This window comes from Streptomyces sp. NPDC029014 (assembly GCF_055564695.1).
The window spans coordinates 41,063-58,743 of sequence record NZ_JBVHVT010000029.1 but is presented as its reverse complement, the minus strand read 5'-3'; the positions used below and the strand labels follow the sequence as shown (position 1 = coordinate 58,743).

Genomic DNA, 17,681 nt, shown 5'->3' with positions numbered 1-17,681 from the left:
GCCACGACGAAAGAGGGCGTTGCCGCCGCGGCCGGGATGTCTAGGGTCGTCGCGTGGATGCGACGGCGAAGATGCGGACGGGCTGGAACTGGCTGCGGGGACCCGAGCCGTGGACCCGGCGGACGCTCGCCGGCGATCTGGCGATTGCGGTAATGGTCACTCTGCTCGGGCTGGGCGTCGAGGAGCTGGAGAACGGCAGCCCGGCACGGATGCTGGCCAGCGGGGTGGCCGTGGCCGCCCTCGTGCTGCTGCGCCGGCGGCTGCCGGCCGGGACCCTCGTCTGCGCTGCGGCGGTGGCCCCGTTCCTGCCCGGCACGGTGCTGGCCATCATCCCGCTCAGCTGGTCCGCGGGCCGCCGGATCGTCGGCGTCGGGCGGGCGCTGACCGCCTTCACCCTGGCGTTCCTCGCCTCGGTCGGCTTCTCCGTGGTCGAGCAGTGGTCCCAGATGCGGCCCCTGCTGGTGATCGTGTTCACCACGCTCATGTTCCTCGTCACCACCGTGATGCCAGGTCTGGCCAGCCGGTACTGGTCGCAGCGCCGGACCCTGCTGCGGGCCCTGCAGGAGCGCAACGGGCAGCTGATGCGGGAGCGCGCCATGGTCGCCGGGCAGGCCCGGCTGCGTGAGCGGCAGCGGATAGCCCAGGACATGCACGACAGCCTCGGCCACCAGCTGGCGCTGATCGCCGTCCACACCGGCGCGCTGGAGGTGGACCCCCAGCTCACCGACCGCCAGCGGGAGGCCGTGGGCGTGCTGCGGCAGGCCTCGGTGTCGGCCATGCACGAACTGCGCGAGGTCGTCGGGATCCTGCGCGACGGGGTGGAGGCCGAGGCCCCCGTTGAGGACGCGCAGCCCGCGGCCCGCGGCGTGGCCGGTATCACGGGCATCGTGGAGGCGGCGCGCTCCGCCGGCACCGACGTACGGCTGGCCGCGCAGGGGCGCCCGAGGCCGCTGGTGGCGGCCTGCGACCACGCGGCGTACCGGATCGTGCAGGAGGCGCTGACGAACGCGTACAAGCACGCCCCGGGGGCCGCCATCACGGTCGAGCTGCGGTACGAGGACGACTCGCTGGTGGTGGAGATCGCCAACGGCCCGGTTCCGGCGGGGGCGGGGGCGGGCGAGGTGGTCTCGGGCGGGCAGGGCCTGACCGGGCTGCGGGAGCGGGCCCGGCTCGTCGGCGGGATGGTCCACGCGGGCTCCACCGAGGGCGGCGGGTTCCGGGTGGCCGGCGTGCTGCCGTACGGGACGGAGCCGGCCGGGGCCGAGGACGTCGCGGACGACTTCGGGCAGCAGGCCCAGGCGCTGGCCGCGGCCGCCGCGGGGCCGCCGATGGACTGGGCGGCCGTGGACCGGGAGCTGGCGGTGCGCGGGCGCAGCCGGACCGGCGGCGTCGCCCTGGGCTGCGGCATCGCGGTCGCGGCGCTCGTGGTGTTCGTGATCGTGGTCGGGGCGGTCATGACGCTGCTGGTGGGATCGGTGACCAAGGCGATGCTCAGCCCCGAGGAGTACGAGCGGATCCAGGTCGGGGAGAGCGAGCGGGCGGTGCGCGACCGGCTGCCCTCGGGCGAGAGCTTCCTGACCGAGGGCCTGGACCGCAAGGGCCCGCTGAAGCCCGCCGGTTCGTCGTGCGTGGCATGGCTGTCCTCGGAAGGCGGGGAACTCGGCGACGATACGGTTTTCCGGTTCTGCTTCAAGGACGGCAAGCTCGTCGACAAGCAGTCGTACGTGGTCAAGCAGTAGGAGCGCGCGGGGTGACAGCCAAGGTGATCCGAGTGGTGATCGCTGATGACGAGCCGCTGATCCGGGCCGGCATCAGGATGATCCTGACGTCGGCGCCGGACATCGAGGTCGTCGCCGAGGCGGCGAACGGCCGCGAGGCCGTGGAGCTGGCCCGCTCGCACGCGCCGGACGTGGTGCTCCTCGACATCCAGATGCCCGTGATGGACGGCCTGACCGCGCTCGGGGAGCTCGGCCGGGCCGTGCCCGATGTGCGGGCGCTGGTCCTGACCACGTTCGGGGAGAAGGAGAACGTGCTGCGGGCCCTCGGCCAGGGCAGTGCCGGGTTCCTGCTCAAGGACTCCGCGCCGGGCGAGCTGATCGGCGCGGTCCGGGCGGCGGCGGCCGGAGACGCGTACCTCTCGCCGGGGGCGACCCGGCACGTCGTCGACCAGTTGGCGTCCGGCCGGGCGGCGGCGCGCAGCGAGGAGGCCAGGCGGCGGATCGCCGAGTTGAGCGAGCGCGAGCGCGGTGTGCTGGCCCTGCTGGGCGAGGGGCTGTCCAATGCGGACGCGGGCCGGCGGCTGCACATGAGCGAGGCGACGGTGAAGACGTACGTCAGCCGGATCCTGGCGAAGCTGGGCTGCGAGAACCGCGTGCAGGCGGCCCTGCTGGCCAGGGACGCGGGGCTGTAGATACGGTCGGGCCCGGAACGACGGAACGGTCGGGCCCGGAACGATGGAACAACGGAACAACGGAAATGCGCCGGCAGGGCCCGGCGGTCACGGGCGGGGGCACGGCAGCATGGCGATGACGGAACGGCACGCGGGGGACGCGGCGGGCGCGGAGTGCGAGGGGCGGCTGCCGGAGGTCCCCGGGTTCGGGCCGCGGACGGAGGACGGCTCGCCCCGGGAGGCCGGCAAGGCCCTGCGCAACCGGGTGCCGCGCTCGGCGCACGCCCGCTTCGAGCTGCCCGCCGGGCGGCCGGACGCGGTGCGCGCGGTGGAGGAGTCCAATGCCGGGCGGGTGTCCGAGCTGACGCCGATACGGGTCGGCAGGATGGCCGCGAACCCCTTCGCGTTCCTGCGCGGGGCGGCCGGGCTGATGGCCCACGACCTGACCACCGGCCCGGTCACCGGCATCGGGGCGCAGATCTGCGGTGACGCGCACGCCGCGAACTTCGGCCTGTACGGGGACGCCCGCGGCCGGCTCGTCATGGACCTCAACGACTTCGACGAGACCGTCTTCGGCCCCTGGGAGTGGGACCTGAAGCGGCTGGCGACCTCGCTGATCCTCGCCGGCCGGGTGGCCGGCACGGACGAGGACACCTGCCGGGCGGCCGCCCTCGACGCGGTCGGCACCTACCGCCGCACCATGCGGCTGCTGGCCAAGCTGCCGGCGATGGACGCCTGGAACGCCATCGCGGACGAGCGGCTCGTCGCGCACGCCGACGCCCGGGACATGCTCGGCATCCTCCAGCGGGTCGTGGACAAGGCCCGCAGCAACACCTCGGCGCGGTTCGCCGCCAAGTCGACCGAGCCCTGCCCCGACAACGGGCGGCGCTTCGTGGACGCCCTGCCGGTGCTCCGCCGGGTCGGGGACGCGGAGGCCGCTGTCGTCGCGGCCTCGCTGGGCCCCTACCTGAAGACGCTGCAGGGGGACCGGCTGCCGCTGCTCGCCCGGTACGCCATCCACGACGTCGCGTTCCGCGTGGTCGGCACGGGCAGCGTCGGCACCCGCTCGTACGTGGTGCTGCTGCTGGACCACCGGGGCGAGCCGCTCGTGCTCCAGGTCAAGGAGGCCCGTCCCTCGGTGCTGCTGCCCCACCTGCCCGCCGTGGGCTTCACGACCAAGGTCGAGGAGCACGAGGGCCGCCGGGTGGTGTCCGGGCAGAAGCGCATGCAGGTGGTCTCGGACATCCTGCTGGGCTGGACCACGGTCGAGGGGCGCCAGTACCAGGTCCGCCAGTTCCGCAACCGCAAGGGCAGCGTGGACCCGGCGGCGCTCTCCGCCGACCAGCTCGACGACTACGGCCGGATGACCGGTGCCCTGCTGGCCCGGGCGCACGCGCACAGCGCCGACCCGCGGCTGCTGTCCGGGTACTGCGGGAAGAACGAGGAGCTGGACGAGGCGTTCGCCGCGTTCGCGGTGGCCTACGCCGACCGCACCGAGGCCGACCACGCGGACCTGGTGGCGGCGGTGAAGGCGGGGCGGATCGCCGCGGAGTCCGGGGTCTGAGCGGGAGAACCGGGGCCGGCCACGGGATGCGGTGGCCGGCCGCGTCCGGCGGCCCGGCCGTGGTCACGGTCCAGGGTCGATGTTTCACGTGAAACCCGGGCCGGGGCGGACCGGGCTTAGGGTGGCCGGGTGAGCGAGCAGCAGAGTGAAGAGACCGCCTCCGCGACCTCCGGCGCATCCGGCCCGGCCGGTCAGCCCTCCGGTGACGAGCGGCCCGAGGCCCGCCTGGAGCGGGCCGTACGGGCCGCCGAGCAGGCGCTGATCGAGTTCGAGATCGCGGTGGAGACCTTCCGGGTGGAGGTCGAGAACTTCTCCCGGCTGCACCACCAGAAGCTCGGCCCGATGTACGCGCGGCTCGACGAGCTGGACGCCCTGATCGCCGAGGCGAAGGCCGAGCGCAGCGGTGACGCCGAGGACCTGCGGCTGGCCCGTGAGGCGCGCTCCCTGGTGATGCCCATGCCCGGGGTGGACGAGCTGTTCCACGACTGGATGGGCTCCGAAGGGATCTCCGACGACGCGGGCGCGATGCTCACCGACCGGCCGGTGCGGCCGCCGCAGCGGGTGCGCCCGACGGAGGAGGTCAAGCGCCTGTACCGCGAGCTGGTCCGGCAGGCCCACCCGGACCTCGCCCAGGACGAGGCGGAGCGGCACCGGCGCGACGCGTTCATCGCCCGGGTCAACGCAGCATACGGGCGGGGTGAGGAGCAGTTGCTGCGCGAGCTGGCCGAGGAGTGGGCGGCCGGCCCGGCGGCGGTGGCGGAGCGGCGGCTGAGCGAGAGCGAGGAGCTGTACGCCCGGCTGGAGTGGCTGGCGCAGCGCAAGGAGCTGCTCACGGTGGTGGCCCGCGAGCTGGAGGACAGCGCGATCGGGGCGATGCTGCGGATGGCCCCGGAGGATCCGGACCGGCTGCTGGACGAGATCGCCGAGCAGCTGCTGGCCCAGGTGTCCGAGAAGGAGGCCCAGCTCGCCGCCCTGGCCGCGGGGTGAGCCGGGCCGGCTCGGCTAAGTTGGAGCCCCGACCCGTGATGAGAGAAGGCGACGTATGAACTTCGGACCGCTTCCCTCGGTGGACGCCGCCGCGGTGCCCTCCGAAGGCTTTGTGCTGGACGTCCGCGAGGACGACGAGTGGGCCGCCGGGCACGTGGAAGGCGCCCTGCACATCCCGATGAGTGACTTCGCGGCCCGCTTCGGCGAGCTGACGGAGGCCGTCGAGGACGGCCGCCGCGTGCACGTGATGTGCCGGGTGGGCGGGCGCTCCGCGCAGGTCACCCAGTACCTGGTGCGCCAGGGCATCGACGCCGTGAACGTCGACGGCGGGATGCAGGCCTGGCACGGGGCCGGGCGCCCGATGGTGACCGACAGCGGCACCCCGGCCTTCGTGCTGTAGGACGTGCCGCAGGGCCGCGTCAGGCGAGGGCGTGGGCGGCCAGCAGGTCGCCCAGGGCCTCCTCGTGCGCGGCGGCCGGCCCGAGCTGGAGCTCCCACTGCTTGGCCCAGGCGTGGTAGCGGTGGAGCGGGTAGTCGGTGTCGGCGCCGAAGCCGCCGTGCAGGTGTTGGGCGGTCTGCACGACCCGGCGCACCCCCTCCGCGGCCCAGATCTTGGCGACGGCGATGTCCCCGGCGGGCGGCAGCGGGCCACCGGCCCCGCCGGTCGCCGCGTCGATCCGCCAGGCGGCCTGCCACAAGGTGGCCTCCATGGCGCGCAGGTCGATGTAGCGGTCCGCGGCCTGCACGGCGACCGCCTGGAAGGTGGCCACCGGGAAGCCGAACTGTTCGCGCTTGCCCGTGTACTCGCTGGTCATGGCCAGCACGGCCGTGCCGAGGCCGAGCGCGAGGGCGCAGGTCCCGACGGTGAGGAGCCGGTGCAGCCGTTCCCAGGCCGCCGGGGCGGCGATCAGGTGGGCCGCGGGCACCCGGACGCCGTCCAGGGTGAGTTCGGCGAACAGCTCCCCGCTGGTGGAGTACTGGTCGGCCGGGGCGAGGCCCTCGGCGCCGCGCGGGACGAGCGCGAGCACGGCCTCTCCCGAGCCGGTGTGGGCCGGTACGGCCGTCCAATCCGCACGGTGGGCCCAGGGCACGGCGGTCTGCATCCCGTCGAGGATCCAGTCGGTACCCTCGCGGCGTGCGGTGACGGCGAGTTCGGCGGGGTCGTGGCCGCTTCGGCCGTGGGCGGCGGCGGTGAGGACGAGCTCCCCGGTCGCGGCGCCGGGCAGCAGGGCGCGGGCGAGTTCGGGGCTGCCGTGGGCCTGGACGACGGCGGCGGTGGTGCAGTGCTCCAGCAGCGGCACCCGGGCCAGCCGCTTGCCCGCCTCGCGCAGCACCAGGCACAGGGCGACGGCGTCGAGGCCGGAGCCCCCGTACTCCTCGGCCAGGACCAGGCTCAGCAGGTCGGAGCCGGCGAGCCGGGCCCACAGGGGCCGGTCGAAGTCGTCGGCGACGGCGCCCGGGATCAGGGCGGGGCTGGGCACGCCGTCCGGGGCGACCCCGGCGAAGACGGCCCTCGCCGCCTCGGCGGCGGCCTGCTGCTCCTCGGTGAAGGTGAAGTCCACTGCCTGTCCTCCCGCGTGCACGGAACCCGGCGTCCGCCTCGATCTGACGGAGCGTCAAGATAGGGCAGGATCCGGGAATTGGACAGGCCTGTGGCGGGGGGGGGGGGGGGGGGGGGGGGGGGGGGGGGGGGGGGGGGGGGGGGGGGGGGGGGTGTTGGCTCTCCCCCCCCCCCCCCCCCCCCCCCCCCCCGACCGGCTCAGCGGTCGAAGTCGATCTCCACTTCCTCGGTCACCGCGTGGGACTGGCAGGCCAGCACGAACCCGGCCTCCGTCTCCTCCGCCTCCAGCGCGAAGTTGCGGTCCATCCGGACCTCGCCCTTGACCACGAAGGCGCGGCAGGTGCCGCACACCCCGCCCTTGCAGGCGTACGGGGCGTCCGCGCGGTTGCGCAGCACCGTGTCCAGCAGGGACTCCCCGCCCTGGACCGGCCAGGTGCCGGAGCGGCCGTCGAGGCGGGCGGTGACCCGGCCGTCCGCGGGCGCCGCGGCCGCCGCGGGAGCGGGTGCGGCGGCGTCCTCGACGTGGAAGACCTCCTCGTGGACCCGGCCGCGCCCGACGCCGAGCGCGCCCAGGGCCCGCTCCGCGGAGACGACCAGCCCGTAGGGGCCGCACAGGTACCAGCCGGTGACGTCGGCGACGGGCAGCAGCGCCGGGAGCAGGCCCTTCAGGCGCTCCTCGTCCAGCCGGCCGGACGGCAGTCCGGCCTCCTGCTCCTCCCGGGACAGCACGGTGACGAGCTGGAAGCGGTCCGGGTAGCGGTCCTTGAGGTCGGCGACCTCCTCCAGGAACATCGTCGAGGCCTGGGTGCGGTCGGTGCGCACCAGGCAGAACCGGGCGTCGGGCCGGGCCGCCAGCAGCGTCGCCGCGATCGACAGCACGGGGGTGATACCGCTGCCGCCGACGACCGCCGCGTAGTGCCCGCCCGCCGGTGCGGCGGCGGGGTCCAGGACGAAGCGGCCGGCCGGGACCATCACGTCCAGCGCGTCCCCGGTGGCGACCTCCTTGTGCGCGAAGGTGGAGAACTCCCCGCCCTCCACGAGCCGTACGCCGACCTGGAGCAGCTCCGGGCCGGGGCCGGCGGGGTCCGGGGCGGGCGAGCAGATCGAGTAGGTCCGGCGGACCTCCGCGCCCTCGGGGGTCGTACGGCGCAGGGTGAGGTGCTGGCCGGCGGCGTGCCGGTAGTCGGCGCGCAGCTCTGCGGGGACCGCGAGGGTCAGTGCCACGGAGTCGTCGGTGAGCCGGTCGACCGCGGACACCGTCAGCCGGTGGAAGGCGCCGTGGCGCGGGGGACGCGCGGAGCCCGGCGCCGGCGTGGGCGACGGCGTGGACGCGGCCATCTACAGCTCCTTGAAGTGGTCGAACGGTTCGCGGCACGCGGTGCAGCGGCGCAGCGCCTTGCACGCGGTGGACGAGAACCTGCTGAGCAGCTCGGTCTCGGTCGACCCGCAGTGCGGGCAGCGGACCGAGAGGGCGACGGGGACCGGCCCGCCCGCCGCGTGCGGGCGGGGCGGGGCGATGCCGAACTCGGCCAGCTTGCGCCGGCCTTCGGCGCTGATGTCGTCGGTCGACCAGGCGGGCGACAGGACGGTGCGCACCCGGACGTCCGCTATGCCGTGCCCGGTCAGGGCCCGCTCGATGTCGGCGGACATGGCCTCGATGGCGGGGCATCCGGTGTACGTGGGCGTGAGGGTGACCTCGGCGTGACCGTCCTCGTGCATCCGCACGCCGCGGACGACACCGAGCTCGGCCAGGGTGAGCACGGGCAGCTCGGGGTCGGGCACGGAGCCGGCCAGCTCGGTCAGCTCCGCCTCCAGGCGGCTCAGGGTCTCGGGCGCCTCCTGCGCGCGGGTCACCATGTCGCCCCCGGGTGGCTGCGGTGCAGGTGCTGCATCTCGGCCAGCATCCGGCCGAACGGCTCGGTGTGCAGGCCCTGCCGGCCGGCCCCGGCCGCCCAGGCGCCGGTGCGCGGGCCCTCGGGGAGGGACAGCCCGGCCCGCTCCAGGACGCCGCCCAGCGCGGTCAGCCAGCGGTCCTCCAGTGCGGACCAGTCGACCCCGTCGAGGCCGTCCACCGGCTGGAACAGCTCGCCGGTGTACTTCCACAGCGCGTCGAGGCCGTCCCGCATGCGCCGGCGGCTCTCCTCGGTGCCGTCGCCGAGCCGCAGCGTCCACTGCTCGGCGTGGTCGCGGTGGTACGCGGTCTCCTTGACGGCCTTCGCGGCCAGCGGGGCGAACGGGCCGTCCCCGGCGGCGAGTTGCGTGTGCAGCTCGTGCTGGTACAGGGAGAAGTACAGCTGGCGGGCGATGGTGTGGGCGAAGTCGCCGTTGGGCTGCTCCACCAGCTGGGTGTTGCGGAAGGACCGCTCCTCCCGCAGGAACGCCAGCTCGTCCTCGTCGCCGACCATCGACAGCAGGACACGGGCCTGGCCGAGCAGGTCGAGCGCGATGTTGGCGAGCGCGACCTCCTCCTCCAGGACGGGGGCGTGGCCGGCCCACTCGCCCAGGCGGTGGGAGAGGACCAGCGCGTCGTCCCCGAGGGCGAGGGCGGCCGCGGCCGGCACGGCGACGTCGGTGCCGGTCACAGGTGGCTCACCCCTTCGGGGATGTCGTAGAAGGTGGGGTGCCGGTACGGCTTGTCGGCCGACGGCGCGAAGAACGGGTCCCGCTCGTCCGGGGAGGACGCGGTGATCTCGGCGGAGGGCACCACCCAGATGGACACGCCCTCGCTGCGCCGGGTGTAGAGGTCGCGGGCGTTGCGCAGGGCCATCTCCGCGTCGGGCGCGTGCAGGCTGCCGGCGTGTGTGTGCGAGAGGCCGCGCCGCGAGCGCACGAACACCTCCCACAGCGGCCAGTTCTGCGTCATACCCCTGCCTCCTCGTTCGTTGCTGCGGCGGCCGGTGCCGCCGTCTGCTTGGCCGCGTACGCCGCGGCCGCCTCGCGGACCCACGCGCCTTCCTCGTGTGCCCGGCGGCGCTGGGTGAGCCGCTGCTCGTTGCACGGGCCGTTGCCCTTGAGCACGTCCCAGAACTCGGTCCAGTCGATGGCGCCGAAGTCGTGGTGCCCGCGCTCCTCGTTCCACTTCAGGTCCGGGTCGGGCAGGGTCAGACCGAGGGTCTCGGCCTGCGGTACGGCGATGTCCACGAAGCGCTGGCGCAGCTCGTCGTTGGAGTGCCGCTTGATCCGCCACTCCATCGACTGCTCCGAGTGCGACGACTCGGCGTCCGGCGGGCCGAACATCATCAGCGAGGGCCACCACCAGCGGTCCACCGCGTCCTGCGCCATCGCGTGCTGCTCCGGAGTGCCCTGGGAGAGGGCGAGGAGCAGCTCGAAGCCCTGGCGCTGGTGGAAGGACTCCTCCTTGCAGATCCGGACCATGGCGCGGGCGTACGGCCCGTAGGAGCAGCGGCACAGCGGCACCTGGTTGGTGATCGCCGCGCCGTCCACGAGCCAGCCGATCGCGCCGACGTCGGCCCAGGTCAGCGTCGGGTAGTTGAAGATCGACGAGTACTTCTGCTTGCCCGCGTGGAGCTTGTCGAGCAGCTCGTCGCGGCTGGTGCCGAGGGTCTCGGCGGCGCTGTACAGGTACAGCCCGTGCCCGGCCTCGTCCTGCACCTTGGCCATCAGGATCGCCTTGCGGCGCAGCGAGGGCGCGCGGGTGATCCAGTTGGCCTCGGGCTGCATGCCGATGATCTCGGAGTGGGCGTGCTGGGCCATCTGGCGGACGAGCGTCGAGCGGTACTCGTCGGGCATCCAGTCACGCGGCTCGACGCGCTCGTCGGCCGCCACCGCGGCGTCGAAGGCCGCCGTGAGCTGTGCCGCGAGGCCGGCATCCAGCCTCGCGTCCTGCCCCGATTCCGGGGTCACTGCCACCATCCCGGCTCCCTGCCAGAGTCTGTTGACCGCCCGACCGACCGATCGTTCGGTTCGTTCTCTTCAATGGTGAGACGGCGGCCCGTAGGGTGTCAACCTCTCTGGTCAACCCTGTGGACGCCGAACGATCGGGACGCGATGGAATCGAACGAGCGAGAGACCGCGGAAGCGGACGATCCGCCCGCCCGGCCGCCGACGGTCCCGCAGGCCGTACCGCCGGTCGTCCCGCCGGCCACGGCGCCGGTCGTCCTCCCGTTCCGCCCGGCGGGGATCGCGGGGCTGTCCCGCCCGTACCGGGTCGTCGCGGCCCTCGCCCTGGCCGCGACCGGCCTCGCCGCCTGCGCCCACCTGGCCCTGGTCTTCCTGCACGTCGCCCCGACCAACACGCTGAGCAAGCGGCACGCGGCGGCGGTCGACGGCTGGATCTACCCCGAGTTCGAACAGAACTGGAAGCTCTTCGCCCCCAACCCGCTCCAGCAGAACATCGCGGTCGAGGTCCGCGCGGAGTACCGGACCCCCGGCGGCGACGTGGTCGCCGGTCCCTGGCACGACCTGTCCGCCGCCGACGGCGCGGCCATCGAGCACAGCCTGCTGCCCAGCCACACCCGGCAGAACGAGCTGCGCCGGGCCTGGGACTTCTTCACCGGCTCCCACGACGAGGACGACACCCCGAACGGCGAGCGCGGCGACCTGTCGGAGCAGTACCTGCGGCGGATCGCCCTGAACCGGCTCGGCGAGGTCCGGACGGCCGGCCGGGACGGCGAGGTCGGCGAGGTCGTGCGGATCCAGCTGCGCTCGGCCACGCGCGCCGTGGCCGCGCCGGCGTGGAGCGACGAGCGGACCGACACCCAGACGTACTACCGGGAGCTGCCGTGGTGGACGGTCTGAGACGGGGGCGGGCCGCCGCGGCACGGGGGCTGGCGAAGGTCACCGGGGAGGCGCTCGGGCCCTACCAGAGCGCCGTCGTGCGGATCGGCTTCGCCGGGACCTGGCTCTTCTTCCTGCTGCGGGAGTACCCGAACCGGCACGAACTGTACGGGCCCGACGGCCCCTGGAGCTGGGAGCTGTCCCGAAGGCTCATCGAGTCGAACCACGCCTTCACGGTGCTGCTGTGGTCGGAATCGGTGTGGTGGTTCGAGACCGTCTACCTGGTGTCCGTGCTCGCCGCCGCGCTGCTGGTGCTGGGCTGGCGGACCAGGGCCACGTCCGTGGTGTTCATGGTCGGGGTGCTGTCCCTGCAGAACCGCAGCGTGTTCATGGGCGACGGCGGCGACAACGTCATCCACCTGATGGCGATCTACCTGGTGCTCACGCGGTGCGCGCAGGTGTGGTCGCTGGACGCCCGGCGGGCCCGGCTGCGGGGGTCCGCCTCGGCGGGGGCGGCCGGGCCGGTGCTGTGGGGCGTGCTGGGTGCGGTGTTCGTGTACGGGGCCGTGACCGGGCAGTTCGGGCTCGGCTGGACGGCGGCCTTCGCGGCGCTGTGGGTGGCCGCCGCGGTGTGGTGGATGGCCGAGCGGAACGAGGCGCTCGCAGCGGTGGAGGGGGTCGGGCGGAGCGAGGGGCGGGCCCTGCTGGACGTGCTGGCCAACGTCGTGCACAACGCCGGGATGCTGGTGATCATGGCGGAGGTCTGCCTGATCTACGCCACGGCGGGCTGGTACAAGGTCCAGGGCTCTCGGTGGCAGGACGGGACCGCCCTGTACTACCCGCTCGGGCTGGACTACTTCAGCCCGTGGCCCGGGCTGTCGGCGCTGCTGGCGGGCAGTGGGACGGTGGTGATGCTGCTGACGTACGGGACGGTCGTGCTGCAGGTGGCGTTTCCGTTCACGGTGTTCCAGCGGCGGATCAAGAACGTGCTGCTCGGCGTGATGATGGTGGAGCACGCGGGGATTGCGGTGCTGCTGGGGTTGCCGTTCTTTTCGTTGGCGATGATCGCCGCCGATGCGGTGTTCTTGCCGACCGGGTTCTTGGTGGGGATGGGGGTGGGGGTTCTGCGGGTGCGGGGGCGCTGGGCCGCGGTGTTTTCGCCGTCGCCGTCGCCGTCGCCGTCGCCGTCGTCGCCGCCGCGGTCGTCGTCGCCGTTGGCCTTGCCGGCGCCGGCCGGGAGTGGCGGACCGGATTCCGATCCGGACCCGGCTGCGGCCGCGGGGCCGCGGTAGTCGCCGCTGCGCGGAGCATCTCCCCGCCCCGCCCTTCCTCCGTTCCCCGGGCTCCGCCCGGACCCGTTCGCCTCAATCGCCGGCGGGGCTGCATCGGGGCTCGGCCCGGAGCCGCGCCTCAAACGCCGGCGGGGCTGGGTGGTGGCGGTGGGGCTTGGTTCGGGCTCGGCCCGGAGCCGCGCCTCAAACGCCGGCGGGGCTGGGTGGTGGCGGCCGGGCTGGGTGGTTCCGCGGGGTTGGGGATCGAGGTGGGGGTTAGGGTCGGGGTTATGGGTGAGGGTGTGGTGGGGGAGTGGCGGGAGGGTGTGGAGCAGGGGCTCGTCGTGCTCGACGGGTTTCATGCGCTGAAGCACGCGCTGCGGTTCGGGGCCGATGTGCGGGTGGCCGTGGCCGATGATCCCGAGGCGGTGCGGGCGCTGGCCGCTCAGCTGGCTCCCGATGTGGGCGGTGACCTCGATCGGGTGCTGCGGGTCGGCGAGTTGCGGACCTTCCTCCCCCGCGTGCACCCCACAGGCGTCGCCGCGCTCGCCGTGCGGCCCGATGCCGCCGAAGCGCGGGCCCGGCTGGAGCGGATGCCGCGTACCGCGCCCGTCGTCGTCCTCGACAATCCGCGGAACCTCGGCAACGTGGGCGCCGTGGTGCGGCTCGCCGCCGGCTTCGGGGCGACGGGCGTCGTCACCCGTGGCGACCTGGACCCATGGCACCCGAACGTGGTGCGCGCCGGAGCCGGGTTGCACTACGCCACCACCGTGCAGTCGGTGACCCTGGAGACCCTTCCGGCCGGGCCCGTGTACGCGCTCGACCCGGAGGGCGAGGACATCCGTGCCCTCACCCTCCCGGACGACGCGCTGCTGGCCTTCGGCTCCGAGCGGCACGGGATCTCGCCCGAGCTGCGCGCCCGGGCGGACCACCTCGTGTCCCTGCCGATGCGCCCGCAGGTGTCCAGCTACAACCTGGCCACCAGCGTGGCCATGACCCTGTTCCACTGGGGCGGCCCCCGCCCGCAGCACTAGCCGCACGTCACGCCTGGCGGCGGACCTCCACCATGCGGAAGCGGTTCGAGACGAACGCCCCGTCGCACAGCGCCGCGTTCGCGGCCGGGTTGCCGCCGGAGCCGTGGAAGTCGGAGAACGCCGCGGTCTGGTTGACGTAGACCCCGCCGGTCAGGTTCAGCGAGAGCTGCGCCGACTCCTCCAGGCAGACCTCCTCGATCGCCCGCTCGGTGTCCCCGGAGGTGGTGTACGCCCCCACCGTCATCGCGCCCTTCTCGCGCACCGTGCGGCGCAGCAGGGCGAGGGCGTCCTCGGTGCCGTCCACGGCCACCGCGAAGGAGACCGGGCCGAAGCACTCGGAGAGGTAGGGCGCCGAGTCGTCCGCCTTGGCCGCGTCCAGCTTCACCAGGACCGGGGTGCGCACGACGGCGTCCGGGAACTCGGGGTTGGCCACCTCGCGGGAGGCCAGCGCGACCTCGCCGAGGCCGGCGGCCGCCTCCAGGCGGGCCTTGACGTCCGGGTTGACCAGCGCGCCCAGGAGCGCGTTGGCGCGGGCGTCGTCGCCGAGCAGGCCGCCGACCGAGGCCGCGATGTCGGCGACGACCTCGTCGTACGTCTTGCGGCCGGCGTCCGTGTCGATGCCGTCCCGCGGGATCAGCAGGTTCTGCGGGGTGGTGCACATCTGGCCGCTGTACAGCGACAGGGAGAAGGCGAGGTTCGCCAGCATGCCCTTGTAGTTGTCCGTGGAGTCGACGACGACCGTGTTGACGCCGGCCTTCTCCGTGTACACCTGGGCCTGGCGGGCGTTGGCCTCCAGCCAGTCGCCGAACTCCGTGGAGCCGGTGTAGTCGATCACCCTGATCTCGGGGCGGACGGCCAGGTCCTTGGCGACGCCCTCGCCCGGGCGGTCGACGGCCAGCGCGACCAGATCGGGGGCGAAGCCCGCCTCCTGCAGCACCTCGCGGGCGACCTTCACCGTGAGCGCGAGCGGGAGGACGGCCCGCGGGTGCGGCTTGACCAGCACCGCGTTGCCGGTGGCGAGCGAGGCGAACAGGCCCGGGTAGCCGTTCCACGTCGGGAAGGTGTTGCAGCCGATCACCAGGGCGATGCCGCGCGGGACCGCCGTGAAGGTCTTGCCCAGCTGGAGCGGGTCCTTCTTGCCCTGCGGCTTGGACCAGTCGGCCCGGCCCGGGACACGGGTCTGCTCCTCGTACGCGTACGCCACGGCCTCCAGGCCGCGGTCCTGCGCGTGGGGGCCGCCCGCCTGGAAGGCCATCATGAACGCCTGGCCGCTGGTGTGCATGACCGCGTGGGCGAACTCGTGCGTCCGCGCGCTGATGCGGGCCAGGATCTCGATGCAGACCAGGGCGCGCGCCTCCGGACCGGCGTCCCGCCAGGCGCCCATGCCCGCGCGCATCGCGGGGAGCAGCACGTCCGGGTCGACGTGCGGGTACTCGATGCCCAGGGCCGGGCCGTACGGGGAGACCTCGCCGCCCGTCCAGCCGTCGGTGCCGGGCTGGTCCAGGTCGAAGCGGGTGCCCTTCAGGGCCTCGAAGGCGGCGAGCCCGTCGGCCGGCGCGGTCTCGCCGTACGCCTTGGGGTGCTCGGGGTGCGGGGACCAGTAGGCACGGCTGCGGATGGCCTCCAGCGCCTGGTCCAGGGTGGGCCGGTGCTTGGCGGACAGCTCCGACAGGGCGGGCAGCTGGGGGACGGTGGGCTCGGCGGCCATCAGGGACCAACTCCTCGTTGAGCCGGGCAAGATCAGACTGGATCGCAGACTGGGATCAGGCAAGGGCGGGTGAAGAAGAGCAGACTGGAGTTAGAGTAACCGAACGATCGGTCGGGACAAGAGGGCCCGGCGGACCTGTGGATAACTCGGTGCGGGAGGATCAGGACATGACAGCAATCGAACGGTCCCGCACCGTTGCGGTGATCGGCGCCGGCACCATGGGCCAGGGCATCGCCCAGGTCGCGCTCCTCGCAGGTCACCGGGTGCTGATCTACGACATCAACGCCGCCCTCGCCGCCGACGGCGTCGCCATCGTCCAGGACCGTGTCGATCGCATGGCCGCCAAGGGCCGTCTGGAGCCCGCCGAGGCCGAGGCCGCGAACGGCCGGATCGCTCCGGCCTCCGCCCTCCCCGACCTCGCGGACGCCGCGCTCGTCGTCGAGGCGGTCGTCGAGGACACCGCCGTCAAGCGCGCGCTCTTCGCGGCACTCGAACAGGTGGTGGCCCCGGACGCCCTGCTGGCCACCAACACCTCCTCCCTCTCCGTCACCGAGCTGGCCGCCGGGCTCGCGCACCCCGGCCGCTTCCTCGGCCTGCACTTCTTCAACCCGGCCCCGCTGCTCCCGCTCGTCGAGGTGGTCAGCGGCCACGCGACCGACCCGGCCGCCGCCGAGCGCGCCCACCGCACGATGCTGGGCTGGGGGAAGACCCCGGTGCGCTGCGCCGACACCCCGGGCTTCATCGTCAACCGCATCGCCCGTCCCTTCTACGCCGAGGCCTTCGCGGTGTACGAGGAGCAGGGCGCCGACCCGGCCACCATCGACGCCGTGCTCCGCGAGTCCGGCGGCTTCAAGATGGGCCCGTTCGCGCTGACCGACCTGATCGGGCAGGACGTCAACGAGGCCGTCACCCGGTCGGTGTGGGAGTCCTTCTTCCGCAGCCCCAAGTTCACCCCCTCGCTCGCGCAGCGCCGGCTGGTCCAGTCGGGCCGCCTCGGCCGCAAGTCGGGGCACGGCTGGTTCCCGTACGGGTCGGACGCGCCGGCCCCGGTCCCGCACACCGCCGCGCCCGAGGAGGCCCCGGAGAAGGTCACCGTGGTCGGCGACCTGGGCCCCGCCGCGGACCTCGTCGACCTGATGGAGGAGGCCGGGATCGCGGTCACGGCCGCCGGCACCGGGGGCCCGTACATCCAGCTGCCCGGCGAGGGGCAGCTGGTGCTCGCGGACGGCAAGACCTCCGTGGAGTTCACCGACGTCGTCTACTTCGACCTCGCCCTCGACTACCGCGGGGCCACCCGCATCGCGCTCTCCGCGGGCGAGGACACCAGCGAGCAGACCGTCGCCGAGGCCGTGGGGCTGTTCCAGCGGCTCGGCAAGCAGGTCTCCGTCATCGGCGACGTCCCGGGCATGATCGTGGCCCGCACGGTGGCGATGCTGATCGACCTGACCGCCGACGCCGTCGCCCGGGGCGTGGCCTCCGCCGAGGACATCGACACGGCGATGCGGCTCGGCGTCAACTACCCGCTGGGCCCGTCCGCATGGCACGAGCGGCTCGGCAGCGACTGGGCGTACGACCTGCTGCACAACCTCGACGAACGCTGCCCCGGCGGCCGCTACGCACCCTCGCTGGCGCTGTTCAGGCTGGGCTACGCGGAATCCCCCGAGGAGGCCGGGGGCGCCCCCGAGGCCCCCGAGGGCGCCGTGGACGCCGCCGCGGCGGAGGAGGGCGCGTGACGACCGCCCGGCGGGACACCTACACCCCCGAGTCGCTCCTGACGGTCGCGGTCCAGGTCTTCAACGAGCGCGGCTACGACGGCACCTCCATGGAGCACCTCTCCAAGGCCGCCGGCATCTCCAAGTCCTCGATCTACCACCACGTCGCGGGCAAGGAGGAACTCCTCAGCCGCGCCGTCAGCCGGGCGCTCGACGGGCTGTTCGCCGTGCTCGACGAGCCGGGTGCGCTGCAGGGCCGGGCGGTCGAGCGGGTCGAGTACGTCACGCGCCGCACGGTGGAGGTCCTGGTCTCCGAGCTGCCGTACGTGACCCTGCTGCTGCGGGTCCGGGGCAACACCCGGACCGAGCGCTGGGCGCTGGAGCGCCGCCGGGAGTTCGACCACCAGGTCGCGGAGCTCCTCAAGGCCGCCGCGGCCGACGGGGACCTGCGGGCGGACGTGGACATCCGACTGGCCACCCGCCTGCTGTTCGGGATGGTCAACTCCCTGGTGGAGTGGTACCGCCCGCACCCCGGCACCACCCCGGACCAGCTCGCCGACGCCGTGGTCCACATGGCTTTCGACGGGCTGCGCACGGTCCGCGGCTGACCGGCGGAGCGGTTCGTCTGGGTTGCGGCGATTCTGGCCGAAAAACTGTGCGATGAAGGGCCCCCTCCGGCATGTACGCTGAGCGCGATTCACATTCCTGAGCGTGTTCA

The 17,681-nt window shown here is 73.8% G+C and carries 17 protein-coding genes; 10 read left to right on the top strand and 7 right to left on the bottom strand.

The window, feature by feature from the left end:
- Positions 1–71 precede the first annotated feature (71 nt).
- From ACZ4VL_RS17925 to ACZ4VL_RS17905, 5 genes are all read left to right on the top strand, one after another.
- A complete protein-coding gene (locus ACZ4VL_RS17925) occupies positions 72–1,739 on the top strand; it encodes a sensor histidine kinase (RefSeq protein ID WP_468200636.1) in 1,668 nt (555 codons plus the stop codon).
- 23 nt (positions 1,740–1,762) lie between these two features.
- Positions 1,763–2,410: a response regulator gene (locus ACZ4VL_RS17920; protein ID WP_468200635.1), complete on the top strand. Its 648-nt coding sequence runs from the start codon at positions 1,763–1,765 to the stop codon at positions 2,408–2,410.
- A 115-nt stretch (positions 2,411–2,525) separates the two neighbouring features.
- Complete coding sequence (locus ACZ4VL_RS17915) at positions 2,526–3,953, top strand: DUF2252 domain-containing protein (RefSeq protein ID WP_468200632.1); 1,428 nt, start codon at positions 2,526–2,528, stop codon at positions 3,951–3,953.
- Between the two features lie 129 nt (positions 3,954–4,082).
- On the top strand, positions 4,083–4,940 hold the full coding sequence (locus ACZ4VL_RS17910) for a J domain-containing protein (RefSeq protein WP_468200571.1): 858 nt from the start codon (positions 4,083–4,085) through the stop codon (positions 4,938–4,940).
- A 55-nt stretch (positions 4,941–4,995) separates the two neighbouring features.
- Positions 4,996–5,340: a rhodanese-like domain-containing protein gene (locus tag ACZ4VL_RS17905; protein ID WP_468200569.1), complete on the top strand. Its 345-nt coding sequence runs from the start codon at positions 4,996–4,998 to the stop codon at positions 5,338–5,340.
- Positions 5,341–5,359: 19 nt separating this feature from the next.
- On the opposite strand, the gene ACZ4VL_RS17900 is transcribed toward ACZ4VL_RS17905, so the two are convergent.
- The 6 genes from ACZ4VL_RS17900 to paaA all read right to left on the bottom strand — a co-directional run bounded on the left by ACZ4VL_RS17900 (position 5,360) and on the right by paaA (position 10,374).
- Positions 5,360–6,502 carry an acyl-CoA dehydrogenase family protein gene (locus tag ACZ4VL_RS17900; protein ID WP_468200568.1) on the bottom strand — a complete coding sequence of 381 codons (1,143 nt, stop codon included), beginning with the start codon at positions 6,500–6,502 and terminating at the stop codon, positions 5,360–5,362.
- A gap of 197 nt (positions 6,503–6,699) precedes the next feature.
- A complete protein-coding gene (locus ACZ4VL_RS17895) occupies positions 6,700–7,839 on the bottom strand; it encodes a 2Fe-2S iron-sulfur cluster-binding protein (protein WP_468200567.1) in 1,140 nt (379 codons plus the stop codon).
- Positions 7,840–8,358 (bottom strand): 1,2-phenylacetyl-CoA epoxidase subunit PaaD, encoded by a 519-nt coding sequence (gene paaD, locus ACZ4VL_RS17890; RefSeq protein WP_438312954.1) that lies wholly within the window; start codon positions 8,356–8,358, stop codon positions 7,840–7,842.
- Complete coding sequence (gene paaC, locus ACZ4VL_RS17885; protein WP_468200566.1) at positions 8,352–9,083, bottom strand: 1,2-phenylacetyl-CoA epoxidase subunit PaaC; 732 nt, start codon at positions 9,081–9,083, stop codon at positions 8,352–8,354. The genes paaD and paaC overlap by 7 nt, the downstream gene beginning before the upstream one ends.
- On the bottom strand, positions 9,080–9,364 hold the full coding sequence (gene paaB, locus ACZ4VL_RS17880) for a 1,2-phenylacetyl-CoA epoxidase subunit PaaB (protein WP_468200564.1): 285 nt from the start codon (positions 9,362–9,364) through the stop codon (positions 9,080–9,082). The genes paaC and paaB overlap by 4 nt, the downstream gene beginning before the upstream one ends.
- On the bottom strand, positions 9,361–10,374 hold the full coding sequence (gene paaA / locus ACZ4VL_RS17875) for a 1,2-phenylacetyl-CoA epoxidase subunit PaaA (RefSeq protein WP_468200563.1): 1,014 nt from the start codon (positions 10,372–10,374) through the stop codon (positions 9,361–9,363). Before paaA ends, paaB begins: the two co-directional genes overlap by 4 nt.
- Before the next feature lie 135 nt (positions 10,375–10,509).
- On the opposite strand from paaA, the gene ACZ4VL_RS17870 reads away from it, so the two are divergent.
- The 3 genes from ACZ4VL_RS17870 to ACZ4VL_RS17860 all read left to right on the top strand — a co-directional run bounded on the left by ACZ4VL_RS17870 (position 10,510) and on the right by ACZ4VL_RS17860 (position 13,543).
- A complete protein-coding gene (locus ACZ4VL_RS17870; RefSeq protein WP_468200561.1) occupies positions 10,510–11,259 on the top strand; it encodes a DUF5819 family protein in 750 nt (249 codons plus the stop codon).
- Positions 11,247–12,530 (top strand): HTTM domain-containing protein, encoded by a 1,284-nt coding sequence (locus ACZ4VL_RS17865; RefSeq protein ID WP_468200560.1) that lies wholly within the window; start codon positions 11,247–11,249, stop codon positions 12,528–12,530. The genes ACZ4VL_RS17870 and ACZ4VL_RS17865 overlap by 13 nt, the downstream gene beginning before the upstream one ends.
- A gap of 269 nt (positions 12,531–12,799) precedes the next feature.
- Positions 12,800–13,543, top strand: a complete 744-nt coding sequence (locus ACZ4VL_RS17860; protein ID WP_468200558.1) for a TrmH family RNA methyltransferase — start codon at positions 12,800–12,802, stop codon at positions 13,541–13,543.
- 7 nt (positions 13,544–13,550) lie between these two features.
- Here ACZ4VL_RS17860 and paaN read toward each other — a convergent pair whose 3' ends face one another.
- The gene (gene paaN / locus ACZ4VL_RS17855; protein WP_468200556.1) at positions 13,551–15,251 is read right to left on the bottom strand and encodes a phenylacetic acid degradation protein PaaN; all 1,701 of its coding nucleotides are present in this window, start codon (positions 15,249–15,251) and stop codon (positions 13,551–13,553) included.
- A 167-nt stretch (positions 15,252–15,418) separates the two neighbouring features.
- Between paaN and ACZ4VL_RS17850 the strand changes: the two genes are divergently transcribed.
- Positions 15,419–16,984 carry a 3-hydroxyacyl-CoA dehydrogenase gene (locus ACZ4VL_RS17850; protein WP_468200554.1) on the top strand — a complete coding sequence of 522 codons (1,566 nt, stop codon included), beginning with the start codon at positions 15,419–15,421 and terminating at the stop codon, positions 16,982–16,984.
- A complete protein-coding gene (locus ACZ4VL_RS17845) occupies positions 16,981–17,571 on the top strand; it encodes a TetR/AcrR family transcriptional regulator (protein WP_468200552.1) in 591 nt (196 codons plus the stop codon). Before ACZ4VL_RS17850 ends, ACZ4VL_RS17845 begins: the two co-directional genes overlap by 4 nt.
- Positions 17,572–17,681: the final 110 nt, after the last annotated feature.

Bases quoted from the DNA above. Each gene is read 5' to 3' on its own strand.
- ACZ4VL_RS17925 (WP_468200636.1), top strand. From the start codon at position 72: ATGCGGACGGGCTGGAACTGGCTGCGGGGACCCGAGCCGTGGACCCGG.
- ACZ4VL_RS17915 (WP_468200632.1), top strand. From the start codon at position 2,526: ATGACGGAACGGCACGCGGGGGACGCGGCGGGCGCGGAGTGCGAGGGG.
- ACZ4VL_RS17905 (WP_468200569.1), top strand. From the start codon at position 4,996: ATGAACTTCGGACCGCTTCCCTCGGTGGACGCCGCCGCGGTGCCCTCC.
- ACZ4VL_RS17895 (WP_468200567.1), bottom strand. From the start codon at position 7,839: ATGGCCGCGTCCACGCCGTCGCCCACGCCGGCGCCGGGCTCCGCGCGT.
- paaD (WP_438312954.1), bottom strand. From the start codon at position 8,358: ATGGTGACCCGCGCGCAGGAGGCGCCCGAGACCCTGAGCCGCCTGGAG.
- paaB (WP_468200564.1), bottom strand. From the start codon at position 9,364: ATGACGCAGAACTGGCCGCTGTGGGAGGTGTTCGTGCGCTCGCGGCGC.
- paaA (WP_468200563.1), bottom strand. From the start codon at position 10,374: ATGGTGGCAGTGACCCCGGAATCGGGGCAGGACGCGAGGCTGGATGCC.
- ACZ4VL_RS17870 (WP_468200561.1), top strand. From the start codon at position 10,510: ATGGAATCGAACGAGCGAGAGACCGCGGAAGCGGACGATCCGCCCGCC.
- ACZ4VL_RS17860 (WP_468200558.1), top strand. From the start codon at position 12,800: ATGGGTGAGGGTGTGGTGGGGGAGTGGCGGGAGGGTGTGGAGCAGGGG.
- paaN (WP_468200556.1), bottom strand. From the start codon at position 15,251: ATGGCCGCCGAGCCCACCGTCCCCCAGCTGCCCGCCCTGTCGGAGCTG.
- ACZ4VL_RS17850 (WP_468200554.1), top strand. From the start codon at position 15,419: ATGACAGCAATCGAACGGTCCCGCACCGTTGCGGTGATCGGCGCCGGC.